This is a genomic window from Hyphomonas sp. (assembly GCF_046313975.1).
Classification (GTDB): domain Bacteria; phylum Pseudomonadota; class Alphaproteobacteria; order Caulobacterales; family Hyphomonadaceae; genus Hyphomonas.
The window spans coordinates 36,328-55,721 of the sequence record NZ_JBKBXB010000001.1 but is presented as its reverse complement, the minus strand read 5'-3'; the positions used below and the strand labels follow the sequence as shown (position 1 = coordinate 55,721).

Here is a 19,394-nt window from a genome sequence, read left to right as displayed (position 1 = left end):
CTAGTCCTTTCCTCCGCCAAAGCGCGCCGTCCATTCAGCAACCTGCGCTTCCTCGATCTTCTGGAACAGGACATCTGGCGGCGTGATGGCATGCCCGCGCGGGATGGCATCAAGCAACTCGGCAAAGTCTTCCGCTTTCGAGCCACCCGGGAACTTGCGATTGGCTTCCGGTATGCCGAGCGCATCCAGGATCTTCTTTGCGGCATCCGGAATGATTGGCTGGGCGATGATGCCGAACACGGCGGCAAGGTTGATGCCTGCACGCACGCCGACAGCGGCGCCGTCCACATCCGACTTGTACTTCACCCAGGGCTCCGCCTTGGTGAGGTACTCGTTTCCAGCGGCCCAGAGCGCGCGCGTCTCGGCGGCGGCCTTTCGGAATTCCATCGCTTCGTAGAACTCGACAAGGCGCGGCAGGCGCTCAGCCAGTTCGTTCGCCATCCAGGCTTCGGCCTCGCCGGGGGTGCCTGTCTCCGGGACCTTGCCATCGAATTTCGAGGCGCAGTATTTGGTGATCCGGTTGACGAAATTGCCGAGCACGTTGGCAAGATCGGAGTTGACCGCCGCCTGGAAGCTTTCCCATGTGAAGGCTGCGTCCGAGCCTTCCGGCGCGTTCGAGATGAGATACCAGCGCCAATAGTCCGCAGGCAGAAGGTCGAGCGCCTGGTCCATGAACACACCGCGCTTCTGGCTGGTGGAGAACTTTCCGCCATACCAGGTGACCCAGTTGAAGGCCTTCAGCTTGTCGACCGTCTTCCACGGTTCGCCGCAGCCCAGCAAGGTGACCGGGAAGCTAACCGTATGGAAGGCGACGTTATCCTTGCCCATGAACTGGACATATTCAGTCTCGTCTGCGCCCTTGTCGGTTTTCCAGAGCGTTTCCCAGTCCTTGCCGTTCGCCTCGGCCCATTCCTGCGTGGCGGAGATGTAGCCGATCGGCGCATCGAACCAGACGTAGAACACTTTCTTCTCGAAGCCTGGGCGCGGATTGCCGTCCGCATCCGTTACCTTCACGCCCCAGCTGAGGTCGCGCGTAATGGAGCGGGCAATCAGGCCTTCATCCAGCCATTTGTTGGCAATCGAGACAGCGAGTTGCGGCCAGTTCTTGCCCTTTTCATTGACCCACGCGCGGATGCGGTCCTGCATGCCGGTCTGGAGCAGGTAAAGATGATCCGTATCCCTCACTTCGATATTACGGCTACCGCTAACGGCCGAGTACGGATCAATCAGGTCAACCGGATCGAGCAGGCGTCCGCAGCTGTCGCACTGGTCGCCGCGTGCCTTTTCATAGCCGCAATGGGGGCAGATACCTTCGACATAGCGGTCCGGCAGGAAGCGGCCATCATCGACAGCGTAGACCTGTTTGGAAGTACGCACTTCGATCAGGCCATGCCGTTCCAGCTGCTGGGCGAAGTGCTGGGTCAGTGCGTGATTGGCGGGCCGGGACGTGCGCCCGAACCAGTCATAGGACAGGTTGAAGCCCTCGCCGGCCTTGCGCTGGATTTCATATTGCTCGTCGCAATATTGCTGTACCGTCTGGCCGGCTGCCTGCGCGGCCAGCTCCGCCGGGGTGCCATGCTCGTCGGTCGCGCAGATATAAGTCACGTCATGGCCGAGCAGGCGCATCACCCGCGAATACACGTCTGCCGGAAGCATCGAACCGGCGAGGTTGCCGAGATGCTTGACGCCGTTTATGTACGGCAGGGCGGATGTGACGAGGATGCGCCGGGGCTTGGTCATTTATGCGCCTTTGCGGGGGGTGAACAGTAAACCCGGCCTTTTAACGCCCCTGTCGGTAAAGGAAAGCTCTAGGCGCGGCCCCAATAGGTGACCCGGCGGAGCAGCACTTCCATCGGCCCGCGTTTCGCGAAGCTGCGCCAGAGCCCTGTAAACACCAAGGACGCCAGCGCCACCAGCGCGGCAAGGCCTATGGCCTCGGCCGCGCCGAGCCTGCCGAACTGGCCGAGGCCGTAGGCTGTGAAGATCAGGGAAAAGGCGACCGATTGCAGGAGATAGGCGGTCATAGAGGCGGAACCTGCCCGAGCAAGGAACCGGCGGATCGGCCCGGGTTCACCCGTCGATATGGCCGCGATCAGACCGGCATAGCCCAGCGCCGAAAACGCCGAAAACCCAAGTGTGATCGCCGAGCCCAGAAGGAACGTGCTGTCCACGGCGGAATGCGCCTGCAGCAGCATCCAGCCTCCCGCCAGGCTGCCCGCAACTCCGACAGGGAGAAGGACACGCCGCGACAGGCGCCAGAACCGCGACTCGGGATTGTCAATGACGCCGGTTTTCAGCGCGGCGAGGCCAAAGCAGAAGAACCCGAAAACGGAGAGGCCTTGCTGGAAAATCAGGCTGGGCACCATGAGACCGAGCAGGCCGAGCCGGTAGGCAGCGGCGTCGCCGAAGCTGCCTTCGCCAAATGCCCGAAGGGACGCTTCATTCATGGCATCATAGCCCAGATCCGCCATCGCTTCGGGCGAGAGCGATTCCAGCGCCCACATCATGGCGCCCAGTGAGAGCAGCAGAAGCGTGTTGAGCGCTATCAGCGCAATCCCCACTCGCACCAGAACTTTTGCGGAAACATCCCGCATCAGGAACAGGAAGCATCCGAGCAGGCCGTAGACCATCAGGATGTCGCCGATCCAGAAGAAAACGAAATGCAGCGCGCCGAGCACAACCAGCGCGGCCATCCGGCGGAAGTAGCGCGGGGCAAACGCCTTTCCGGACCGCGCTGCGGCGGAAAGCTGGTAGGCAAGCCCCGCCCCGAACATCATCGAGAACAGGGGATAGGACTTCATCAGGAACAGGCTGGTCATGCCGAAATACGCGGCCTGGTCTGCCGGGCTCGCCAGCGCCTCGCCATAGAAGCCTACCGCGATAGGCTGGGAGAAGGCGGTGACATTGACGATCGCGATGCCGAAAAGGGCAAAAGCCCGCACCAGATCCGGCATCAGCGCCCGCCCGGCTGTCTCTGGTACTGTCGTCATGGCAGCCTCCCGAAACCGCCACCTGTTGTGCCTGCGGGGGGAGGGGATGGCAAGGCAGAGGCCTTGCAGCCCGTTCTGCTTGCGCGTTCCGGCCGTTTCCGGTAACGCGAGGCCCGTGCCGGCATAGCTCAGCTGGTAGAGCATCTGATTTGTAATCAGGGGGTCACGGGTTCGAGTCCTGTTGCCGGCACCACTGTCTCTCCAGAGGAGCGACATAAAAATGTGATTTCCCCGACACGGAACCGTTTCAGAACGCCCTTATTGCTGGAGCCGCATCGATGGGGCTTGGGCGATGAGCGATCCGAAACTTGTTTATTCTCTGGAGATCAGGCTGATCGACCTCGAAAAAAAGGTCGCAAGTCTGGAGAGCCAGATCGAAGGCCTGACGGCGGGCCGCCGCGCGCCCGGCAGCGGCTCGTTTGCGGCCCTGCCTTCGCCGCTTCTCAAGCGTATCGGCGAAGGCGAAAGCGCGGTGCGCGCGGTGCGCCAGTTCCGCTTGATGACGCAGCGCGAGCTGGGCGAACTCAGCGGCATTCGTCCGAACCATATCTCGGCCATCGAGCGCGGCATGTCCTACGGCCTGAAAACAGCGAAACGCCTGGCTGACGCCCTCGAAGTGCCGGTCGATCTGTTGCTGAAATAGGCGGTCAGCCACCGGGCATGCAGGCGCGCACGCCGGTGACCGGCAGCACGGTCTCCCAGCCATCGGCGCCAATGAACAGGATCGTGCCGCTCTCGACGCGCTGTCCACCCTCGAGCACTTCGCCGGGCTTCACCGAAATCTTCACGCGCCGGGCGGGCTCCGTGCCGGCATATTCCATTTCGGTGAGAAACTGGCCGAACACATCGCCGCCCGCCGCCGCCATAGACAGGGATGTGGGGGACTCGTTCATCAGGACCAGCGCATTGCCAGAAGTGGCCTTGGCAAAGAACACAAACTTGCGCGGCGCGGCCATGCCCCAGAGGAACAAGCCGCATTCCCCGGGCGCAAGCCGCTGGGGCGGCAGGCCTTCTGCAGGCGCACTGGCAGCGGCCTCCGTCGCGGCAATCGCTTTTGCTGTTGCGGCGGCGGGCGTGCTGCTACAGGCCGCCAGCGCACCCATGGCCAGAGAGGACGTCAGGATACGGATCATATCGGGTTTCTCCCTGCCGCCGCAGAATAGGAATAGATATACTCCTTGCCTTCGCGCCGGAAGCCAGCCATCGGCAGGACATAGTCAAGCTCGCGTGTCACCAGGCCGGAAACCCGCGCTTCAAACCGGCCCGGCACCCCTGGTCTTAGGCGCAGGAACGCCCCGAATTTTGTGCCGGTGGCATTCGCCGATTCCAGCGGGATCACAAGGTCGCCGTCCTCACACCGCAATTCGCCCTGCATCTCGCTCCAGCCATCGCCAAGGATCGCGCGGTTACGTTCCAGCACATCGCTGCGGGCCGTGCCGCTGGCAGTATGGCAGACGCCATCCTTGAAGCGGATCGTCTCACCCTGCATCGTGATACGCCCACCCGATTGCTGGATCCACTTTGCGGCGTGCTCGATCTCCATCAGGTCGAGGTCCAGATCATAGTCGTACAGGCCGATATTCTTTGGGGATTGAAACGTCATCTGACCCGTCCCCCGGCCGCTCGGTCCAGTCCAGTCGACGGCAAATTTCATGGCACCGGTGAGAAGGTTTTCGGGCAGTAGCCGCGCTGACGCGTCGCCATACTGCGTGCCATTCACGGCAATGCCTTCGAGGCGTCCGTCAAACACAGTGCCGCTTGCGGACGTCCAGTCGAGGCCACTGCGACGCAGGCCCGAGATATCCAGAACCGTCGACAAGGGCGCAAAGACAAGCACGCCAATGGCGATGCCAAGCGCCAGGAGCGGCAGAAGCAACAGGCGGATCATGGCTGGCGGTCTCCTGCATACTCGGCCGTGACACTGACCCGGCCATTGCCTGCGGACACCATCTCTACGGAGACGAGCCGAAGGTCGGTGCCGGCCTTGATCCGGTCCATCCACAAGAAGACAACACCCGGCTCTGCCCCGTCAAACCGAAACTGCAGGCTCCCTTGCGGCGTGACGGTTGTTCCTAACAGGGCCAGCCCCAGGTCTGCAGCGAAGACTGCGGGGTCGCCGACGGAGCCGGATTGCGGAACCGATGCCACGCCCGCGGCCTGAAGACGCCGCAGGCGTGCGATCGTTCCTTCTGCCACGGCGCGTTTCGCTTTTGCCGTCTCGTCCGCCTCTATCAGGGGAATGAAGCCGGCCTGCACAATCAGCGCCGCGGCCAGCGCGACACCTGCCGCCGTCAGAAGCAGCTTTTCGCGCGGCTGAAGGCGTTCCCAGGCCGCTCTCATGGCACGCTCCGCAGAACAAACCGGCCCTGCACGTCGCCCGGCAGGTCAGTCACTTCAGCGGACTCGACCTGCAGGCCTGCAGGCACGAGGCGCGAGCGGAACGCGGCCTCGTCGGCTGTATTCGCAAATCGCAGCTCCGCCTGCAGGGATTGCTCCGCCGCTGCATAGGAGAGGCGGGACAGCTGAATGGTGTCGCTGCCGGAAATGGCCTTGAACAGGGCAGAGGCCATCGGCTGGAAGTCTGCGGCTGATCCGGGCGCGGAGTCTTGCATGATGCGCCGGACTTCGGCGTGGACGTCCGCTGGCTCAGGCACGCCGGCAAACTGTGTCCGGAACATCTGGCGCGCGGTCTGGTCTGCGCGTTGCGCGGCCGACTCCTGCGCGCGCGTGTCCAGATACAGCGTGATGGTCCAGATAAGCAGTCCTGCCATGGCAAGCGCAGCTGTCGTCTGCCAGGCGCGAAGGCCTTTCATCTGCGCCGATTTTCCGCTGCTGATTTCCACGCCGGGCGACTCGAGATGCAGCTCCGCTAATGTTGCAAGCGATCCGGCCTTGCGCACAGGCGCGTCCGAAAATCCCGATGCTGCGATGAAACCCCTGACTGTGTCGTCTCCGAGTTGCTTGTCGGCAACAAAGCTGTCTTCAAGGCGGGTGAGCAGCACACGGTCGCCGAAATCCCAAACGGCTGGGGTGCGCGAGCGCAGGCTGCTTTCGGCAACAATCACGGCCTGACCAAGCCCGATCTGTTCCAGCCGCGCACGCCAGCTTTGCAGCAGCGCGGTGTCCACCACAAAAGCGTCTCTGTCACTCGTTCCCGCCTGCCGGGGTCCAAGCACAAGCGTGATCTCTTCGATCGGTTGGGCGAGGTCATCCTCGATCGTGTACAGCGCAGACCTGTGTGCTTCCGTTTCAGATCGTGCCGGAACCGGTATCCGGAGCCGGTTCATAAGCAGTGCTGGCGCAAAGGCGACCGCCTTCATGCCAGGGGAGGCGTGAAACGCATGCACGGGTATCTCCTCGAGGACACCCTTCCGCATACGGCCAATCCGGGCATCGCCGGAATCGTCCGCGGCAAGCTCCACAAACACATCCGCGCTCATCCTGCGCCTCCGAATTCCCGCCACACGATTGCCGGCTCTCCAGTGTTTCCCGCTCGCATGTGGAAACGGAAATTCCAACTGGCGGTGTCCAGTGTGACGGCTCCGGCTCCTATAAAAAACTCACCTTGTGTCGTGAGCGGAACACCTGCCAGCGCCGCTTCGGCTTGCGGCCGGCGCGACAAGGTTTCCCGAAAATCCTGGACATCGCGCCAGCCTGCCTGCGGGCGCAACTCGACTATCCGGCGCGCTTCTGTTTCCGATATTGTACCCGCCGCCGCGGCTCTCAGGACTCGCGCCGAGAGCGGTGTCAGCGCGTTCATGTTAATTGGTGCAGGATCGTCGTGCGGCAGGGCGCAGACAAAGGGCTTCATGGCCAGCCGAAGGTCGGGTGTAAACTCTGGAAGGAATGCCAGCTCATCAAGGCTGTAGAGCCGCTGGTTGGCGGGGCGCAGCGGGTTGGAAAGCGACTGGTAAGCGGCATCCTCCGCCCCATAAGGCCGGGGCACATGATCCGCGTCGATCCAATCCCCGAGCACCGCAACCGCCCTAAGGGCATCCGTCGCCGGAACGCCGATATCCTCAAGCAGCACGCGTAGTCCGTCTGCGGAGCGTTGCTGCGCAATAGGGTCCGGGTTTCCGAGCGCATTCAGGTTGAGGCAGGCCGGCATTTCCCGCAGCGTCAGCGTGACGGTGCCGCCATCGACAGGAAGTGCCAGATCGGCCTGCCGCGCCTCGCCGCTTCCGTCAGCCGGTAACCGGCTTACGTCCCGCAACTTGACAGCGCTCGACAAGGCCAGCGCTTCTGCAGATCGCGCAGACCAGACTGCCGTCGCCTTGCGCGCCGCCAGCCGGTGCAGCTCGGTCTGGCGCGCGATGGCCTCAGTCCCAATCAGCGCCGCGGCAGAGAGGGTCGCAACGATCAACAGGATCGACAAAAGTGCCGCCCCGGCATCCTTCCTCTGAGGGATCATCTGCCATCCCCCACGAGAACCAGCAGCTTCAGTTCTTCTTCAGGCGCAAACCGGAAAGTGAGCTCCGCCTTCTGCGGGATCGGCACATTGCCGCCGGCCAGGCTTACCCACTCGGTGAGCCAGCGATCTCCGCGTGCGTAGCGCACGGAGAGACCCGACACCCCGGCAAGCACGACTGTTTCCGAAGCGGGGCTTCCCTGCACCGGATCAGGTGTGGACCAGCTATCTCGCACGAGAGCGCCGCGAGCATAGCGATACTCCACGCGTTGCAGGTTACCGCGCGCCTCGCCTGACGTGTTTGCCCAGCCATTACGGACAAAGGCCATCACGCGCCCATCATGCCGCGGAGCATAACCTTCAAACAGGGTAGGGGGCTCCAGCCGGACCTCATCCTGAGACGGGCGAAGGACGATGGCGCCAAGATCGTCCCGGATCATTCCGGCCGCAATGGAAAGGCTGGTCGACTTTCCGCCTTTCGCCTCGACCACGCGCGCGCCGCGGACGGCCTGGCTGGTCATGATCGCACCCGCCGTCGCCATGATCGCAATCACGAACAAGGCGACAAGCGTCTCGATCAGCGTCACGCCGCTTTGGGAAAAGTGCCTGTACTGGCTCATGGCACAGTCATATCGTTGGCGAGCAGGGAAAGGCGGGCGAGGACTGCCGGGCTTCCGGCTTCGGTGACATCGATCCGTATGCTGTAGAGATTGTCTCCCGGTGCTGCCTCGACGGTGCGCGTCCAGGTGAACGTCCTGCGCAGCTGGGTCTGCTCTCCCCTAAGGGTCGGGCTTGTGCCCCTGAGCTTGCCCGTCACCGCGTCTGTAGCAATATTGGCGGCAACAATCTGAGCCAGTTGCCGCGTTTCGAGTTCGGTGCTGATCCGGGCCGATTGCGTGTTTAGGGACAGGAGCCCGACCGCAGCCAGCGAGAACACCGCCAACGCCACCATCGTCTCGAGAAGGGAAAAGCCCGGGGAGGTCATGGCTGCACCGGCCGCGAATAGGCGAGGCGCATCTGACGTGAGCCGTCGCTGAGGAAAATTTCAGGCATTGGTGCAGGCATCAGAGGATCAAACACGATCTGAGGACCATCGCCGGATGCCGGGCTGACCCTGAGCCTATAACGCTCTGGCAAAGTGCGTTGCTCGCGCACGGATATCTGCCATTGACCGCCCTTCCAGGTCGCGGGGGCGTAGCCCGTCGTCTCGATCATGATGCCTGTAGGCTCTCCGGAAACCCTCGCCCGCAGGTCCAGCCGCTCAATCACCTGAGCAAGACGGTCATGCTCGCTCTTCAGGTTGTCGACCGGACGTGCCGTCTCCACGATCAGGGAGGCGGCAAGGGCCGTTATGGCCAGCGTCACCATCACTTCCACAAGCGAAAGCCCCCGCTCGCCGGCATGCGGCTGGGGTACTTTCCTCAAGGTGGAGGCGGCGCGCAGCATCCAGGATCAGTCCCAGTTACCTATGTCCGCATCCGGACCTTCGCCGCCCGGTATTCCGTCCGCGCCGAATGAGAAGAGGTCATACCGCCCGCCAGAACGCGTCCCCGGAATCTGGTACTGGTACGGATTACCCCACGGGTCGAGCTGAACACGGCGAATGTATCCGCCCTGCCGGTAAAGCGACAGGTCAACACCGGCCGGTGCCACCGAGAGCGCCTCCAGACCCTGCGCTGCGGTCGGATAGGTGTAGAGGTCGAGGCTGTACTGCTCCAGAGCGCTCTCAAGGCTAGCGATATCGGCGCGCGCCTTGGACACGCGGGAACGATCTCCCACAGGCGCCACATTTACGATGATCAGCGTCGCCAGCAGTCCCATGATGAAGACGACGACCATGAGTTCGATCAGCGAGAATCCTGCTTGCTTCTGGCGTCTGTGCTTCGGGCTGTATGAGTGTTGCATCTGTCTGTCCTTCATCCAAGGGCAAGTGTGTTTAGCTGCATGATGGGCAGCATGATCGAAAGGACTATTGTTCCGACAATGCCGCCGAGAAGAATGATGATCGCAGGCTCAAGCAGGCTGAGCGCCGTACGCGTCGTCGCCTCGAACTCGCTCTCCAGAAACTCTGCGGCGCGGTTCATCATGTCCGGAACATTGCGGGCCACTTCGCCGCTCTGCACCATGTGCGTCATCATTGGGGGAAACACACCGGTCGCCTTCATGGCTGCGGACAGCGTGCCGCCTTCCTGCACGGCGGCGCGGATCGACATGGCGGCATCGCGGAATATGAGATTGCTCATCGCTCCGCCTGCCGCCGACAGCGCCTCAAGCACGGTCGCGCCGGAGCCGGCGAGGGTTGCATGCACCCGCGCGAACCGGGAGGCAGACAGCGTGCGAAGCAATGGGCCGATCAGCGGAAGCTTCAGGACAAAGCCATCCCAGCGCCGCTTGAATGCGGGCGACTTCAGCGCCCGCGCAAACAGGAACACAGTCAGCGCGATGGCAAGGATCAGCGCCAGGCCCCAGTCCCTGAGGAAGGTAGATGTGCCTATGACAAATTCGGTGAGAGCCGGCAGTTCGCTTGTGCCCAGCATCGCAAACTGCTCGACCAGCTTGGGCACCACAAACACCATCAGGGCACTGACCATCGCCAGCGCCATAAGGCCGAGCACGGCAGGATAGACCAGCGCCGCTTGTGCGGTCGATGTCATCTTGTAGGTGCGCTCGAGGCTCGCAGACAACTGCTCCAAGACGCCGGGCAGTTTGCCTGCAGACTCGCCGGCCGCCACAACCGAGCGATAGAGCGGCGGGAAAGCGGCGGGCGCCGATTTCAACGCATCGGCCAGCGTTGCGCCCTCCATCACCATCTGGCGCACACCCATGACCGTCGACCTGACGCGCGGAAGCGAACTGTCAGACGCCGCCGCCGCAAGCGCCTGCTCCACGGTCATGCCCGATTGCAGCAGCACAGCGAGCTGCCGTGTGAACAGCGTGCGCTGCTTGTGGGACATGCGCCCGGCGCTGCGGCTGGGGCCTTGTTTTCTGTCCGATGCTTCCGAGACATCCACCGGCGTCAGTTGCCGTGCGCGCAGTTCCTGGCGTGCGGCACGGGGGCTGTCAGCCGAGATCACGCCGCTCGTCCGCCGGCCGTCTGCCGTCAGGGCACGGTACTCATACGCTGCCATTAGTCCAGGCCTCCCGGCGGCAGACGTGCATCAGTTCCTCAGCGCTTGTCTCACCGGAGAGGACATGCCGCATGCCATTTGAAAACAGCATATCTGCAGACCGGAACGCCGCGCGCTCTATACTTTCCTCACTGGCCTGCTCGTGGATCAGGCGTTTGATTTCCCCATCGACCAGCAGAAGCTCATAGACGCCCAGACGCCCGGAATACCCTGTGCGGCTACAGGCATCACAGCCGGCAGCGCGGAACATCCGTCCACTGACGTCCGGTGCCAGTCCGAGTTTTTGCTTCAGCGCGACGTCCGGCTCATACGGTATCTTGCACTGCGGGCAGAGGCGGCGCACAAGGCGTTGTGCCAGCACCGCCCGAAGCGTGGAGGCGAGCAGGAAACTCTCGATCCCCATGTCCCGAAGCCGCGTAATCGCGCCTGCTGAACTATTTGTATGGATGGTCGACAGCGCCAGGCGGCCCGTCAGCGCAAACTCGAGCGCCACTTCCGCGGTTTCCGCATCCCGGATTTCGCCGACCATCACGATGTTCGGGTCGTTGCGGAGAATGGAACGCAGCGTCGCTGCGAAAGTGAGCCCTACCTTGTGGTCCATCGGTGTCTGGCTGATGCCGTCGAGGCCGTACTCGACCGGATCTTCCAAGGTCATGATGTTGACGCGGCCGGTGTTCAGCAGGGAGAGCGCGGAATAGAGCGTCGTCGTCTTGCCGGAGCCGGTCGGTCCGGTCACGAGGATCACGCCGTTCGGCTCCGCCAGAACTGACCGGAACCGCGCCAGCGTGCTGTCGTCCATGCCAAGACTGTCGAGCCCGACCAGCGCCTGCCGCGTATCGAGGATACGCAGTGCCACGCGCTCGCCATACCGTGTTGGCAGCGTTGCCACCCTGACGTCCAGCGCCCTTCCGCCAATCGACAGGGACACCCGGCCATCCTGCGGCATGCGCTTTTCGGCGATGTCGAGCCGGCTCATCACCTTGATGCGCGAGACAAGCGGCGGAGCGATGCGGCGCGAGGCCACCAGCACTTCCTGCAGCTCGCCGTCAATCCGGTAACGGATCGACAGTTTCTCCTCGAACGGATCGATGTGAATGTCCGATGCCCGCCGTTTCACGGCATCCTGGATCAGGCCATTGATCAGGCGGACGATCGGGGCATCGCCGTCTCCGGCCAACAGGTCTTCCGTCTGCGGTATACCATCAAACAGGCTTTCCAGATTCTCCTGCTTCTCCGCCGCCGCTGCGGCCGAGCCGTCGAGCAGGCCGCTGCCAAAACTCTCGGACAGCAGCTTTTCAAACTCGGTCGGGGAGTGCACTTCCAGCCGGAAAGACCGCCCGACCACCCGGCGCACTTCCACCAGACACATCGGATCAGCGCCCTCACGGACAGCGACAGTCAGCTGCTGGCGGCCCGGCATCACAGCAAAGCCTTTGTCTCGGGCGTAGCTGTAGAGCAGCTGCGGGCGCATGGGCTTTACCTCGCAGAATCGGCAGCCGGCCCCATCGGTCCTGCGCCGCCGAGCACTTCTGAAACAAACCGGTCCATAGAGTTTTCTGGTCCGATGCCGCGCATCAGTTCCTGACCACGGACGTAAAGGTATTTCTGCTCCGTCGCCTTGCGTGCATCTTCCTTGCTGCGCACGATGGTCGGGCGAATGAACACCATCAGGTTCGTCCGGGTAGACGCTTTGCCATCGGACCGGAACAGACGGCCGGCCCCGGGAATATCGCCCAGCAGCGGGACTTTCGACTGCCGGATCGTGTCCGTCTGCTCGATCAGTCCCCCGAGTACGATGATCTCGCCATCATCCGCGAGGACGCTTGCCGTGATGGCGCGCTTGTCGAGGATGAGGTCGGGCGTCACCGTACCGATGCTGCCGAACACGCTGGAGACTTCCTGCCGGATATCCAGGCGGACCGTGTTGTTCTCGCCAATCCGCGGCGTCACTTCCAGCTGCACGCCGACATCTTCGCGTTCAACCGTGCGGAACGGGTTAGAGTTGGCATCGCCCAGAACCTGCCCGGTCGTGACGGGAATTTCCTGGCCAACGATCAGGGCCGACGTCGCATTGTTCAACGTCATCCCGAACGGGGTCGACAGGATGCGGGAGTTGGTATCGTTCTCGACCGCATTAAGGATCACCCCGAAAAGGCTGTCACCGGATTGCCCGCCAAAGCCGAGCGTCAGTCCGCTGGATCCGGTCAGTGAGCTGATGGCAGCATCTCGGAAAGGATTGGCCTTTGAAAGATCCGTAAAACCATCTGTAAGCAGAGCGCCTGTAAGGGCCAGCAGGTTCGGTGCTGAGCGCGAGAAGTTTGTCGAGGCGAACGGAACATCGCTGCGGCCCGTTCCCGACAGGAGGAATTGCAGCCCAAGCTCCTTGGCGGTGTCATCCGACATTTCCACGATGATCGCTTCCACCATCACCTGCGGCCGGCGCACATCCAGCGCCGTGATCACTTTCTCCATCGCGACAAGCGTTTCCGGCGTGCCGCTGAGGATCAGCGCGTTGGTCGCGGGATGGTGCGCGATGGTCTGCACCGGCAGTCCGGACTCGCCGCCCGTGCGGGCACCGCCAACGCTCTGGCTGACACGTTCCAGGATCGGCACGATCTCTGAAGCATCCGCATAGTTCAGCGGAATGACGCGCACATTGTCTCGCTGAGGCTCGGTCGCATCGAGTTCCTGGGCCACCTGTTTAGCGCGGGCAACAGACGACGCGTTGCCTCGCAGCAGCACCGCATTGCTTGTTTGCGAAGCGACAGCAACAAAGCGCTGCGACATGCTGGATTGCCCGCCGCCCGAATTGGGGACATCGCCTTGCAGGCGGTTGAGCACCGCTTCCATCTCCGCGGCCGGCACATTGCGAAGCGCCACCGTCTCCGTCACCGATGGATCGCGGTCCATGGCCTCCACCATCCGACGCACGCGCTGAACGTTCGACGTATAGTCCGCGATGATGAGCGTGTTGGTATTGGTGTTGGCAGCGACTTGTCCCTGGCTGTTCAGCAGGGGCTTGATCTGCTGCGCGACATCCATCGCATTGACGAAGTCGAGCTTGATGATCTCGGTCACGAAGGCATTCGCGCCCTGCCCGGAAATTGGGGCTTCCGTCGATGCAATGGCTTCAGGCACGATGCGATAGGTATCCCGCCCAGCAGGAATAGCCGCAAAGCCCTGAATACGAAGCGTCGTCAGGAATACCTGGAACAGTTCCGATGAACTCATAGGCGTCTGCGAGACAACTGACACGCGCGCCTTGCGGGCATCCGGATGCACGATGAACGTGTAGCCTGTGATGGTCGACACATCCGCAATCAGCGTGTTGAGTTCGACATCGTCGAGTTTCAGGACATGCCTGTCCCCAGATGGTGCGGGCGCTTGCGCCGTGGCAAGCTGCGACGCGGACAGCGCCGCCGCAGCAGCAATCAGAATGTGCTTTTTCATTGGGTGCGATTGGTGCTTGGGGCGACTCTGAGACGGACGATGGCTCCTTGCCGCACCACATCCAGGGAAACATCAGGACCGCGCGCAACAGACTGGCTGATCTGTTCCGGCCGCAAGCCTTCAATCGCATCGCCGTTGATGCGCAGGATCAGATCGCCGGCTTCAAGGCCTGCCGCTTCAAATGCGCCATGGCCGCGCGGCGCCATCCGGTAACCGGCAACCTGGCCAGAACGGAATTCCGGCGTCAGGATTGTGTCCGCCACGACGGCTGCCGGCGTGATTTCCGCACCGCTCGCCAGTTGCAGGACGGGGGCAGGGGGCGCCTGTTCCAAGGGCGAGAAAAGCAGGCGGGGAGAGGTCTTGAGGCTCAGCGTTTCAAGGATGCCGTCGCGGCTCAGATGCACGCCGTCGGGCGAGACATTCACGAGCAGGATGCCAGGCAGCACTTCGTCTCCCGGAACCAGCCGCTTCTGGACGCCGTCAGGATAGGTGATCACGGCGCTGCTGGCCGCGGCGTTGCCATTCACGGCGCGTACGCCGGACAGGCGCAGGTCGAGTGTTGTTTCGCCGGACACGGAGGCAAATCCTGCAGTCGCAGGGACATCCGTGCCGAACGGATTGATCCGCATAAGGATCTCGCCGGCTTCTGCTCCGTGTTGGGTGTTCTCGCTGGCGACGGCGAGCGGGCCCTGCGCCGGGGCAGCTTCAGCGGGGGCAAGCACCACCCAGGCAAGCCGCCCGATCAGCACGCCCACAGTCACCGTAAGGATCGATTCGAGCGCGATCCGCCCGGCCTGTTCCACTTTTGCAGAGGTGAAGCCTCTTTCCATTCTGAAAAGCGCTGCCATCCGAGACCCCTTCGATCTGACCCTGCACGCTAATCATACTTGTGCGACAGTTCCGCGACGAAGTGATGATTAAGTTACCGAAAAAAGGAGACCGCTGCACTTCTGCAACGGTCTCCGCTGATGATCAAAACACTGCGGTTACCGGCGAGATCAGAATTCTGCCGACAGCCCCAGCGAGATGGTAGTGCCAAGGTCGTACTGGTTGCGGATAACCAGGCCGCGCAGGGTGTCTGAAGTGCCTTGCTGGTACTCGTAGAACTGCTCGCCGAGGATGTTGTTCACTTTGAAATCAAAGTTGAAGTCACGCCCGCCAATCCCGAAACCCTTCTTGTACACGAAGTCGAGAATGACGCCCGGCTCCTGGATCAGGTCAGGCTGCTGGCTCGGCCCGCGCGCCGTCACGCGTTCGCTTGCATAGGTCGCCAGCAGTGTTGCCTGAGACTTTGCGGCCTCGTCTTTCCATCCGAGCTGGACGTTGGCGATATGCTCCGAAACACCCGTCAGCTGCTCGCCGTCCTGGAAGAAGTCGGTCGCATCGCGCTCCTGGCCTCTGCCCTGAAGCGGGAACACCTTGTCGTTCGGATCTACTTTGAGTTCCGAGGACGTGTTGGTGTAATTTGCCTGGACGAGGAATTCCTTCGATGCCAGGAACGGAGTGTCGAACGGGCTGTCATAGACCTTCTTGAACTCGACCTCGAAGCCCATGAGCGTCGCCTTCGGGGCGTTGATGTAGGTCTGCTGTTCCGTCAGGTTCGTTTCGACAACGACCGACTCGACCGGCTTGTCGAGTTCCTTGAAGAACACACCGAAGCTGAACGTCTGGCCACGGTCGAAGTAATACTCGTAGCGGGCATCGAGGTTCAGGAATTCTGTGTCCACGAGGTAGGGGTTGCCGATGAACGTCCGGTCGCTGTCCGGATCATAGTATTGTTGCGGCGCAAGTTCGCGGAACTGCGGACGGCCGATGCTCTGCGAGGCGCCGAGGCGCAGCTGCTGGTCTTCGGCAAAGTTCCACGTCACCGTGCCGGCGGGCAGCACATAGCTCTCTTCCTTGTCGTAAGACCGCTGGATGTCCGGCGCGAGAGGTTCGTTAGCAATCAGGTCAACAATCGTGACGTTCTGGCTGGCATCTTCATATCTCAGGCCAACCGCCGCGCGCACGAGCGGAATGATTTCTGCATCGACCTTGGCATAAGCACCAAAGACATTGAGATCAGCATCATAGGCCGCGCCGCCATCGCCCGCGGTGACTTCGCGGAGGACGAACCGATCCGGATTGATGTTGAAGTTCGCGAACAGGAAATCCGGACGCTGCTGCAGGAACAGGAAGTCTGCAGCTGAATCATCGCTGGCATTGAAGAAGTAGCTGAATGCACGCGACTGGGATTTCCGAGTGTTCTCGTAGCCTTCGATACCTGCAGAGTAGGTGATGTCGCGGGCGCTCGACAGTGGCTGAACATACTCGACATCGAAGGCGCCGCTGACGACCTTGTCGTCGAGATAGCTGAACGTCATCCGGTTGTCGTTGTTGCCGCCGCCGTAGATATACCGGTTGGCAAGCGGGCTGAACCCGAAACGGGTTGCAGATTCGTAGGGCGCATCGCGGCGTGTCTGGGAAAGCGCGGTGCGCCAGTCAAAAGTCCACGGGCCACGGAAATGGCGTCCGTTCACCTGCGTGCTGTACAGTTCGCGCTCATACCAGGCCGTCCGGTCGGTTCTGAACAGGTCGGCCTGTGCGCCGTCGAAGCCTTCCTGCGAGCTGGTCTGCTTTGTGACCTTGCGGATGTAGAGATTGGTCCAGTTGATCTTGTCGTCACCAAGGTCGAGACCCATTCCGAAAAGACCATCAAGACCGATATTGTTGTCGGTCTGGACATAATCATGGGCCGAGAACTCGATCAGGTTTTGCTCTGAAATCTGAGCGGTATTCTGGATGCCGTTCTTCGTGCGCCACTCGTTGCTGTAGCCAAGCACGCCAATGATACCGAGTTCAGCGCCGCCGATATCAAACGAGCGGCCTCCGGAAATGCTGTAGCTTCCGTTTGTCGGGATGCTGTCATTGTTCTGCAGAAGGCGGAGTTCGGCATTCGTGAACGACTGGCCGATGTGCTGGATATCGGCCGGATAGTTCACGTCCGAGATCCGGCTGCCCTGCGCCATGGCGCGGCGGACAGGGGCAGGCAGCTTGCGGGTGCCGTTGTCGAAACCGAGCGGATCAGTTTCCGAGCCATAGTGTGTCAGGCCCGACTGGGCCGTTGTCTCGGTATTGTAGCTGCCGCTGACGCTGATCTCGAGGAAGTTTTCTTCCGGAACATTCAGGGTGCGCAGGTCGACGATGCCGCCGCCGAATTCGCCCGGGTACTCAACCGAGTAGGTCTTCTGCACCAGGATGTTTTCAAGGATCTTTGTGGGGAACAGATCGAGCGGCACAACGCGTTGCAGCGGCTCGGGGCTGGGCAGCGGCGAGCCATTGAGGCGGGCCGATGAATACCGCTCACCTAGGCCGCGCACATATACAAACTTGCCTTCCGCGATGTTGATGCCTGTCACGCGCGCAAGGGCGGCGGCAGCATCAGAATCACCCTGACGGGCAAGGTCTTCAGGGGCCAGGAAGGCAGCCACTTCCGAGGTGCTGCGAAGCACTTCCGGAATGTAGCGGCCAAGGACGACCACTTCCCTGAGTTTCAGATCGGATTCCGCGGCGCTTTCAGCTTCAGCTCCGCTTTGGGGCTCTGCTTCGGTTTGCGCTTGCGCGAACGATGGCGCGAGAACTGTCGTCGAGGCGATCAGCAGGGCGCGGAGAGACAGCGATTTTAAGGGCATGAGAGTCAGATCCTGATGGAAGGCAAAAGGAGCAAAACCGGAGGCCCAGTCAGGGCCTCCGGTCGTGCATCGTCACTGTTAGCAGCCAGGCTGTGTGGGCAGGCCGCAGCTCCAGCCGGCGTACCAGGTGTCGGATGCGTTCTGGACGGCACCGATGTACGGTCTCGTTTCAAGGAACGACGTAGTCGCTTCGATCGAGTTGACAGGCACGCCGTTATAGTTGGTGTTCAGGCCAGCCGGATACGCGGTCGGCGTGACAGCGTTCTCGTTTGCACCGTTGATGAAGCCGTTGATCAGCGTCGAGGTTCCATTCTTGACGTTGTTCGCCCCGGCATCGACCAGCGCTTCGATTTGGGCGGCCGTCACCGTGCCGCTCGCCTGGAAGGGCGAGGCGCCGCAGGAGAAGAACACCGAGTTGAATGCCGGGCCGGTTGAGCCAAGACCATTCGAGTTGGAGAGGGTCTGCGCGTCTGCCAGCGTAAGGCAGGCAACGCCGTTCTGAGCCGTGATTACGGAGTTGAACGTCCGGCCAATGTGACCAGAGTTGTGGATGATGCCCGCACGTCGCTGCTGTGCCGCGTTGCTCTCCGAGCGCTGAACGATTGTCCAGTTCGCGTAGGTCGGGCGGGTGTGGTACGAAGCCGAGGATGCGCCGCGCGAGCTGGTCTCGAAGCCGAAGTCGCCGCCACCGGTACGCTGGTAGGCAATGCCGAACTGGGCAGCGCCGCTCCAGCCCGAATCCGTGTCGAACCCGTCATCGTCATTACCTGTAAGGACGATGTAGCGGAGGTTGACCGTGCCACCGAAGATTTCGATGCCGTCATCCGAGCTGTTGTGAACCTGGACATACTCGACCACGGTGCCGTTGCCGACGCCAGCCAGGGTTATGCCGTTGAGCTCGTTTCCAGGCGCAATTTCAAAGCCCGAGTGCATGACGCGCAGGTAGCGAACGCGACCGCTGTTGTCGCCGGCGAGCGTGCCGCCGTAGAACTGGTTGCCGCCTTCCACCTGGGCTTCGCACGAAGCGCTCGGCGGGGTGACGCCGCCCGGGCAACCATCGCTGGAAGGTGCCCGGCCGAGGATGATCAGACCGCCCCACTGTCCGATGGAGTTTGGACCGGTCGTACCTTCGACACTCTGACGGCTGGTCAGGATGATCGGGTTGGTCGCAGTGCCTTCTGCGAAGATCTGCGAGCCGCGGTTGACGAGGAGATAGTCAGAACCGGAGTTGCCGAAGATCGTGACACCGGGCTCGATCGTGAGGATGCCTGTCTGGCTGCCGGGAAGCGGCGAAGCAGCGCTCGGGCCGGCATCTGTACCGACGCGGGTCTGGCCACTGACGGAGTAAACTGTGCCGGCGCGTTCGGCGATGACAAGGTTTCCGGTGATCAGCGAGGGCAGCTGGCAGATGCGCTTGCTGGCAACGATGCCGACGTTCGCGAAGCCGGCCGGGCAGTCCGCTGCCGGCGTGCCCGGAGGGGTGGTCGGCGGCGTCGGACCAGGGCTTGTCGGCGGGGCCGGCGTGGAAGGTGCCGGCACGAAAGCGCCAACGCCCGGCGAAGCTACGCCGTCAGCGCCGCTGCAGGCGCCAAGGATCGCTACGGCGGCGCAACCAAGCAGCGCCGAGCGGAAAGGGGTGAATTTCTGCATGGAAGTCTCCGTCGTGATCCCGTGCGGGTGCACAGGCGGAGTATTCCGCCGCGCTCTCTAGACGATGACACCCGCCTACCCGCGAGGCAGACCCTTA

18 protein-coding genes and 1 tRNA gene are annotated in these 19,394 nt (G+C 62.3%); 2 read left to right on the top strand and 17 right to left on the bottom strand.

Annotated elements, in window-relative coordinates:
- Entirely contained in the window at positions 1–1,740 is a 1,740-nt protein-coding gene (gene metG / locus ACK4TE_RS00225) for a methionine--tRNA ligase (protein ID WP_409909445.1), read from the bottom strand.
- Between the two features lie 68 nt (positions 1,741–1,808).
- Complete coding sequence (locus tag ACK4TE_RS00220; RefSeq protein ID WP_409909444.1) at positions 1,809–2,990, bottom strand: DUF418 domain-containing protein; 1,182 nt, start codon at positions 2,988–2,990, stop codon at positions 1,809–1,811.
- A 117-nt stretch (positions 2,991–3,107) separates the two neighbouring features.
- On the opposite strand from ACK4TE_RS00220, the gene ACK4TE_RS00215 reads away from it, so the two are divergent.
- Together ACK4TE_RS00215 and ACK4TE_RS00210 are read left to right on the top strand one after the other, a co-directional pair.
- A tRNA-Thr gene (locus ACK4TE_RS00215) sits at positions 3,108–3,183 on the top strand.
- A 99-nt stretch (positions 3,184–3,282) separates the two neighbouring features.
- The gene (locus tag ACK4TE_RS00210; RefSeq protein WP_409909443.1) at positions 3,283–3,633 is read left to right on the top strand and encodes a helix-turn-helix domain-containing protein; all 351 of its coding nucleotides are present in this window, start codon (positions 3,283–3,285) and stop codon (positions 3,631–3,633) included.
- Between the two features lie 4 nt (positions 3,634–3,637).
- Here the strand turns inward: ACK4TE_RS00210 and ACK4TE_RS00205 are convergent, their stop codons facing one another.
- The 15 genes from ACK4TE_RS00205 to ACK4TE_RS00135 all read right to left on the bottom strand — a co-directional run bounded on the left by ACK4TE_RS00205 (position 3,638) and on the right by ACK4TE_RS00135 (position 19,297).
- Positions 3,638–4,123 carry a hypothetical protein gene (locus ACK4TE_RS00205; protein ID WP_409909442.1) on the bottom strand — a complete coding sequence of 162 codons (486 nt, stop codon included), beginning with the start codon at positions 4,121–4,123 and terminating at the stop codon, positions 3,638–3,640.
- Positions 4,120–4,878: a type II secretion system protein N gene (gene gspN / locus ACK4TE_RS00200; protein WP_409909441.1), complete on the bottom strand. Its 759-nt coding sequence runs from the start codon at positions 4,876–4,878 to the stop codon at positions 4,120–4,122. The genes ACK4TE_RS00205 and gspN overlap by 4 nt, the downstream gene beginning before the upstream one ends.
- A complete protein-coding gene (gene gspM, locus ACK4TE_RS00195; protein WP_409909440.1) occupies positions 4,875–5,330 on the bottom strand; it encodes a type II secretion system protein GspM in 456 nt (151 codons plus the stop codon). Before gspM ends, gspN begins: the two co-directional genes overlap by 4 nt.
- Positions 5,327–6,430 (bottom strand): type II secretion system protein GspL, encoded by a 1,104-nt coding sequence (gene gspL / locus ACK4TE_RS00190; protein ID WP_409909439.1) that lies wholly within the window; start codon positions 6,428–6,430, stop codon positions 5,327–5,329. Before gspL ends, gspM begins: the two co-directional genes overlap by 4 nt.
- Entirely contained in the window at positions 6,427–7,401 is a 975-nt protein-coding gene (gspK, locus tag ACK4TE_RS00185) for a type II secretion system minor pseudopilin GspK (protein ID WP_409909438.1), read from the bottom strand. Before gspK ends, gspL begins: the two co-directional genes overlap by 4 nt.
- A complete protein-coding gene (gene gspJ / locus ACK4TE_RS00180; protein WP_409909437.1) occupies positions 7,398–8,018 on the bottom strand; it encodes a type II secretion system minor pseudopilin GspJ in 621 nt (206 codons plus the stop codon). Before gspJ ends, gspK begins: the two co-directional genes overlap by 4 nt.
- The gene (gene gspI / locus ACK4TE_RS00175) at positions 8,015–8,383 is read right to left on the bottom strand and encodes a type II secretion system minor pseudopilin GspI (RefSeq protein ID WP_409909436.1); all 369 of its coding nucleotides are present in this window, start codon (positions 8,381–8,383) and stop codon (positions 8,015–8,017) included. Before gspI ends, gspJ begins: the two co-directional genes overlap by 4 nt.
- Complete coding sequence (locus ACK4TE_RS00170) at positions 8,380–8,844, bottom strand: prepilin-type N-terminal cleavage/methylation domain-containing protein (RefSeq protein ID WP_409909435.1); 465 nt, start codon at positions 8,842–8,844, stop codon at positions 8,380–8,382. Before ACK4TE_RS00170 ends, gspI begins: the two co-directional genes overlap by 4 nt.
- A gap of 6 nt (positions 8,845–8,850) precedes the next feature.
- Entirely contained in the window at positions 8,851–9,303 is a 453-nt protein-coding gene (gene gspG / locus ACK4TE_RS00165; RefSeq protein ID WP_409909434.1) for a type II secretion system major pseudopilin GspG, read from the bottom strand.
- An 11-nt stretch (positions 9,304–9,314) separates the two neighbouring features.
- On the bottom strand, positions 9,315–10,526 hold the full coding sequence (gspF, locus tag ACK4TE_RS00160) for a type II secretion system inner membrane protein GspF (protein ID WP_409909433.1): 1,212 nt from the start codon (positions 10,524–10,526) through the stop codon (positions 9,315–9,317).
- Complete coding sequence (locus tag ACK4TE_RS00155) at positions 10,513–11,997, bottom strand: GspE/PulE family protein (protein WP_409909432.1); 1,485 nt, start codon at positions 11,995–11,997, stop codon at positions 10,513–10,515. The genes gspF and ACK4TE_RS00155 overlap by 14 nt, the downstream gene beginning before the upstream one ends.
- A 5-nt stretch (positions 11,998–12,002) precedes the next feature.
- Complete coding sequence (gene gspD, locus ACK4TE_RS00150; RefSeq protein WP_409909431.1) at positions 12,003–13,976, bottom strand: type II secretion system secretin GspD; 1,974 nt, start codon at positions 13,974–13,976, stop codon at positions 12,003–12,005.
- Positions 13,973–14,824 (bottom strand): type II secretion system protein N, encoded by an 852-nt coding sequence (locus ACK4TE_RS00145; RefSeq protein WP_409909430.1) that lies wholly within the window; start codon positions 14,822–14,824, stop codon positions 13,973–13,975. Before ACK4TE_RS00145 ends, gspD begins: the two co-directional genes overlap by 4 nt.
- 150 nt (positions 14,825–14,974) lie before the next feature.
- Entirely contained in the window at positions 14,975–17,647 is a 2,673-nt protein-coding gene (locus ACK4TE_RS00140; protein WP_409909429.1) for a TonB-dependent receptor domain-containing protein, read from the bottom strand.
- 78 nt (positions 17,648–17,725) lie between these two features.
- Positions 17,726–19,297 carry a hypothetical protein gene (locus ACK4TE_RS00135; RefSeq protein WP_409909428.1) on the bottom strand — a complete coding sequence of 524 codons (1,572 nt, stop codon included), beginning with the start codon at positions 19,295–19,297 and terminating at the stop codon, positions 17,726–17,728.
- Between the last annotated feature and the right edge of the window lie 97 nt (positions 19,298–19,394).

What these genes read in the sequence shown, in the direction of transcription:
- ACK4TE_RS00210 (WP_409909443.1), top strand. Translation starts at nt 3,283, where the DNA reads ATGAGCGATCCGAAACTTGTTTATTCTCTGGAGATCAGGCTGATCGAC.
- gspL (WP_409909439.1), bottom strand. Translation starts at nt 6,430, where the DNA reads ATGAGCGCGGATGTGTTTGTGGAGCTTGCCGCGGACGATTCCGGCGAT.
- gspK (WP_409909438.1), bottom strand. Translation starts at nt 7,401, where the DNA reads ATGATCCCTCAGAGGAAGGATGCCGGGGCGGCACTTTTGTCGATCCTG.
- gspM (WP_409909440.1), bottom strand. Translation starts at nt 5,330, where the DNA reads ATGAGAGCGGCCTGGGAACGCCTTCAGCCGCGCGAAAAGCTGCTTCTG.
- gspN (WP_409909441.1), bottom strand. Translation starts at nt 4,878, where the DNA reads ATGATCCGCCTGTTGCTTCTGCCGCTCCTGGCGCTTGGCATCGCCATT.
- ACK4TE_RS00140 (WP_409909429.1), bottom strand. Translation starts at nt 17,647, where the DNA reads ATGCCCTTAAAATCGCTGTCTCTCCGCGCCCTGCTGATCGCCTCGACG.
- ACK4TE_RS00220 (WP_409909444.1), bottom strand. Translation starts at nt 2,990, where the DNA reads ATGACGACAGTACCAGAGACAGCCGGGCGGGCGCTGATGCCGGATCTG.
- gspF (WP_409909433.1), bottom strand. Translation starts at nt 10,526, where the DNA reads ATGGCAGCGTATGAGTACCGTGCCCTGACGGCAGACGGCCGGCGGACG.
- gspD (WP_409909431.1), bottom strand. Translation starts at nt 13,976, where the DNA reads ATGAAAAAGCACATTCTGATTGCTGCTGCGGCGGCGCTGTCCGCGTCG.
- metG (WP_409909445.1), bottom strand. Translation starts at nt 1,740, where the DNA reads ATGACCAAGCCCCGGCGCATCCTCGTCACATCCGCCCTGCCGTACATA.
- ACK4TE_RS00145 (WP_409909430.1), bottom strand. Translation starts at nt 14,824, where the DNA reads ATGGCAGCGCTTTTCAGAATGGAAAGAGGCTTCACCTCTGCAAAAGTG.
- gspG (WP_409909434.1), bottom strand. Translation starts at nt 9,303, where the DNA reads ATGCAACACTCATACAGCCCGAAGCACAGACGCCAGAAGCAAGCAGGA.
- ACK4TE_RS00170 (WP_409909435.1), bottom strand. Translation starts at nt 8,844, where the DNA reads ATGCTGCGCGCCGCCTCCACCTTGAGGAAAGTACCCCAGCCGCATGCC.
- ACK4TE_RS00135 (WP_409909428.1), bottom strand. Translation starts at nt 19,297, where the DNA reads ATGCAGAAATTCACCCCTTTCCGCTCGGCGCTGCTTGGTTGCGCCGCC.
- ACK4TE_RS00205 (WP_409909442.1), bottom strand. Translation starts at nt 4,123, where the DNA reads ATGATCCGTATCCTGACGTCCTCTCTGGCCATGGGTGCGCTGGCGGCC.
- ACK4TE_RS00155 (WP_409909432.1), bottom strand. Translation starts at nt 11,997, where the DNA reads ATGCGCCCGCAGCTGCTCTACAGCTACGCCCGAGACAAAGGCTTTGCT.
- gspJ (WP_409909437.1), bottom strand. Translation starts at nt 8,018, where the DNA reads ATGAGCCAGTACAGGCACTTTTCCCAAAGCGGCGTGACGCTGATCGAG.
- gspI (WP_409909436.1), bottom strand. Translation starts at nt 8,383, where the DNA reads ATGACCTCCCCGGGCTTTTCCCTTCTCGAGACGATGGTGGCGTTGGCG.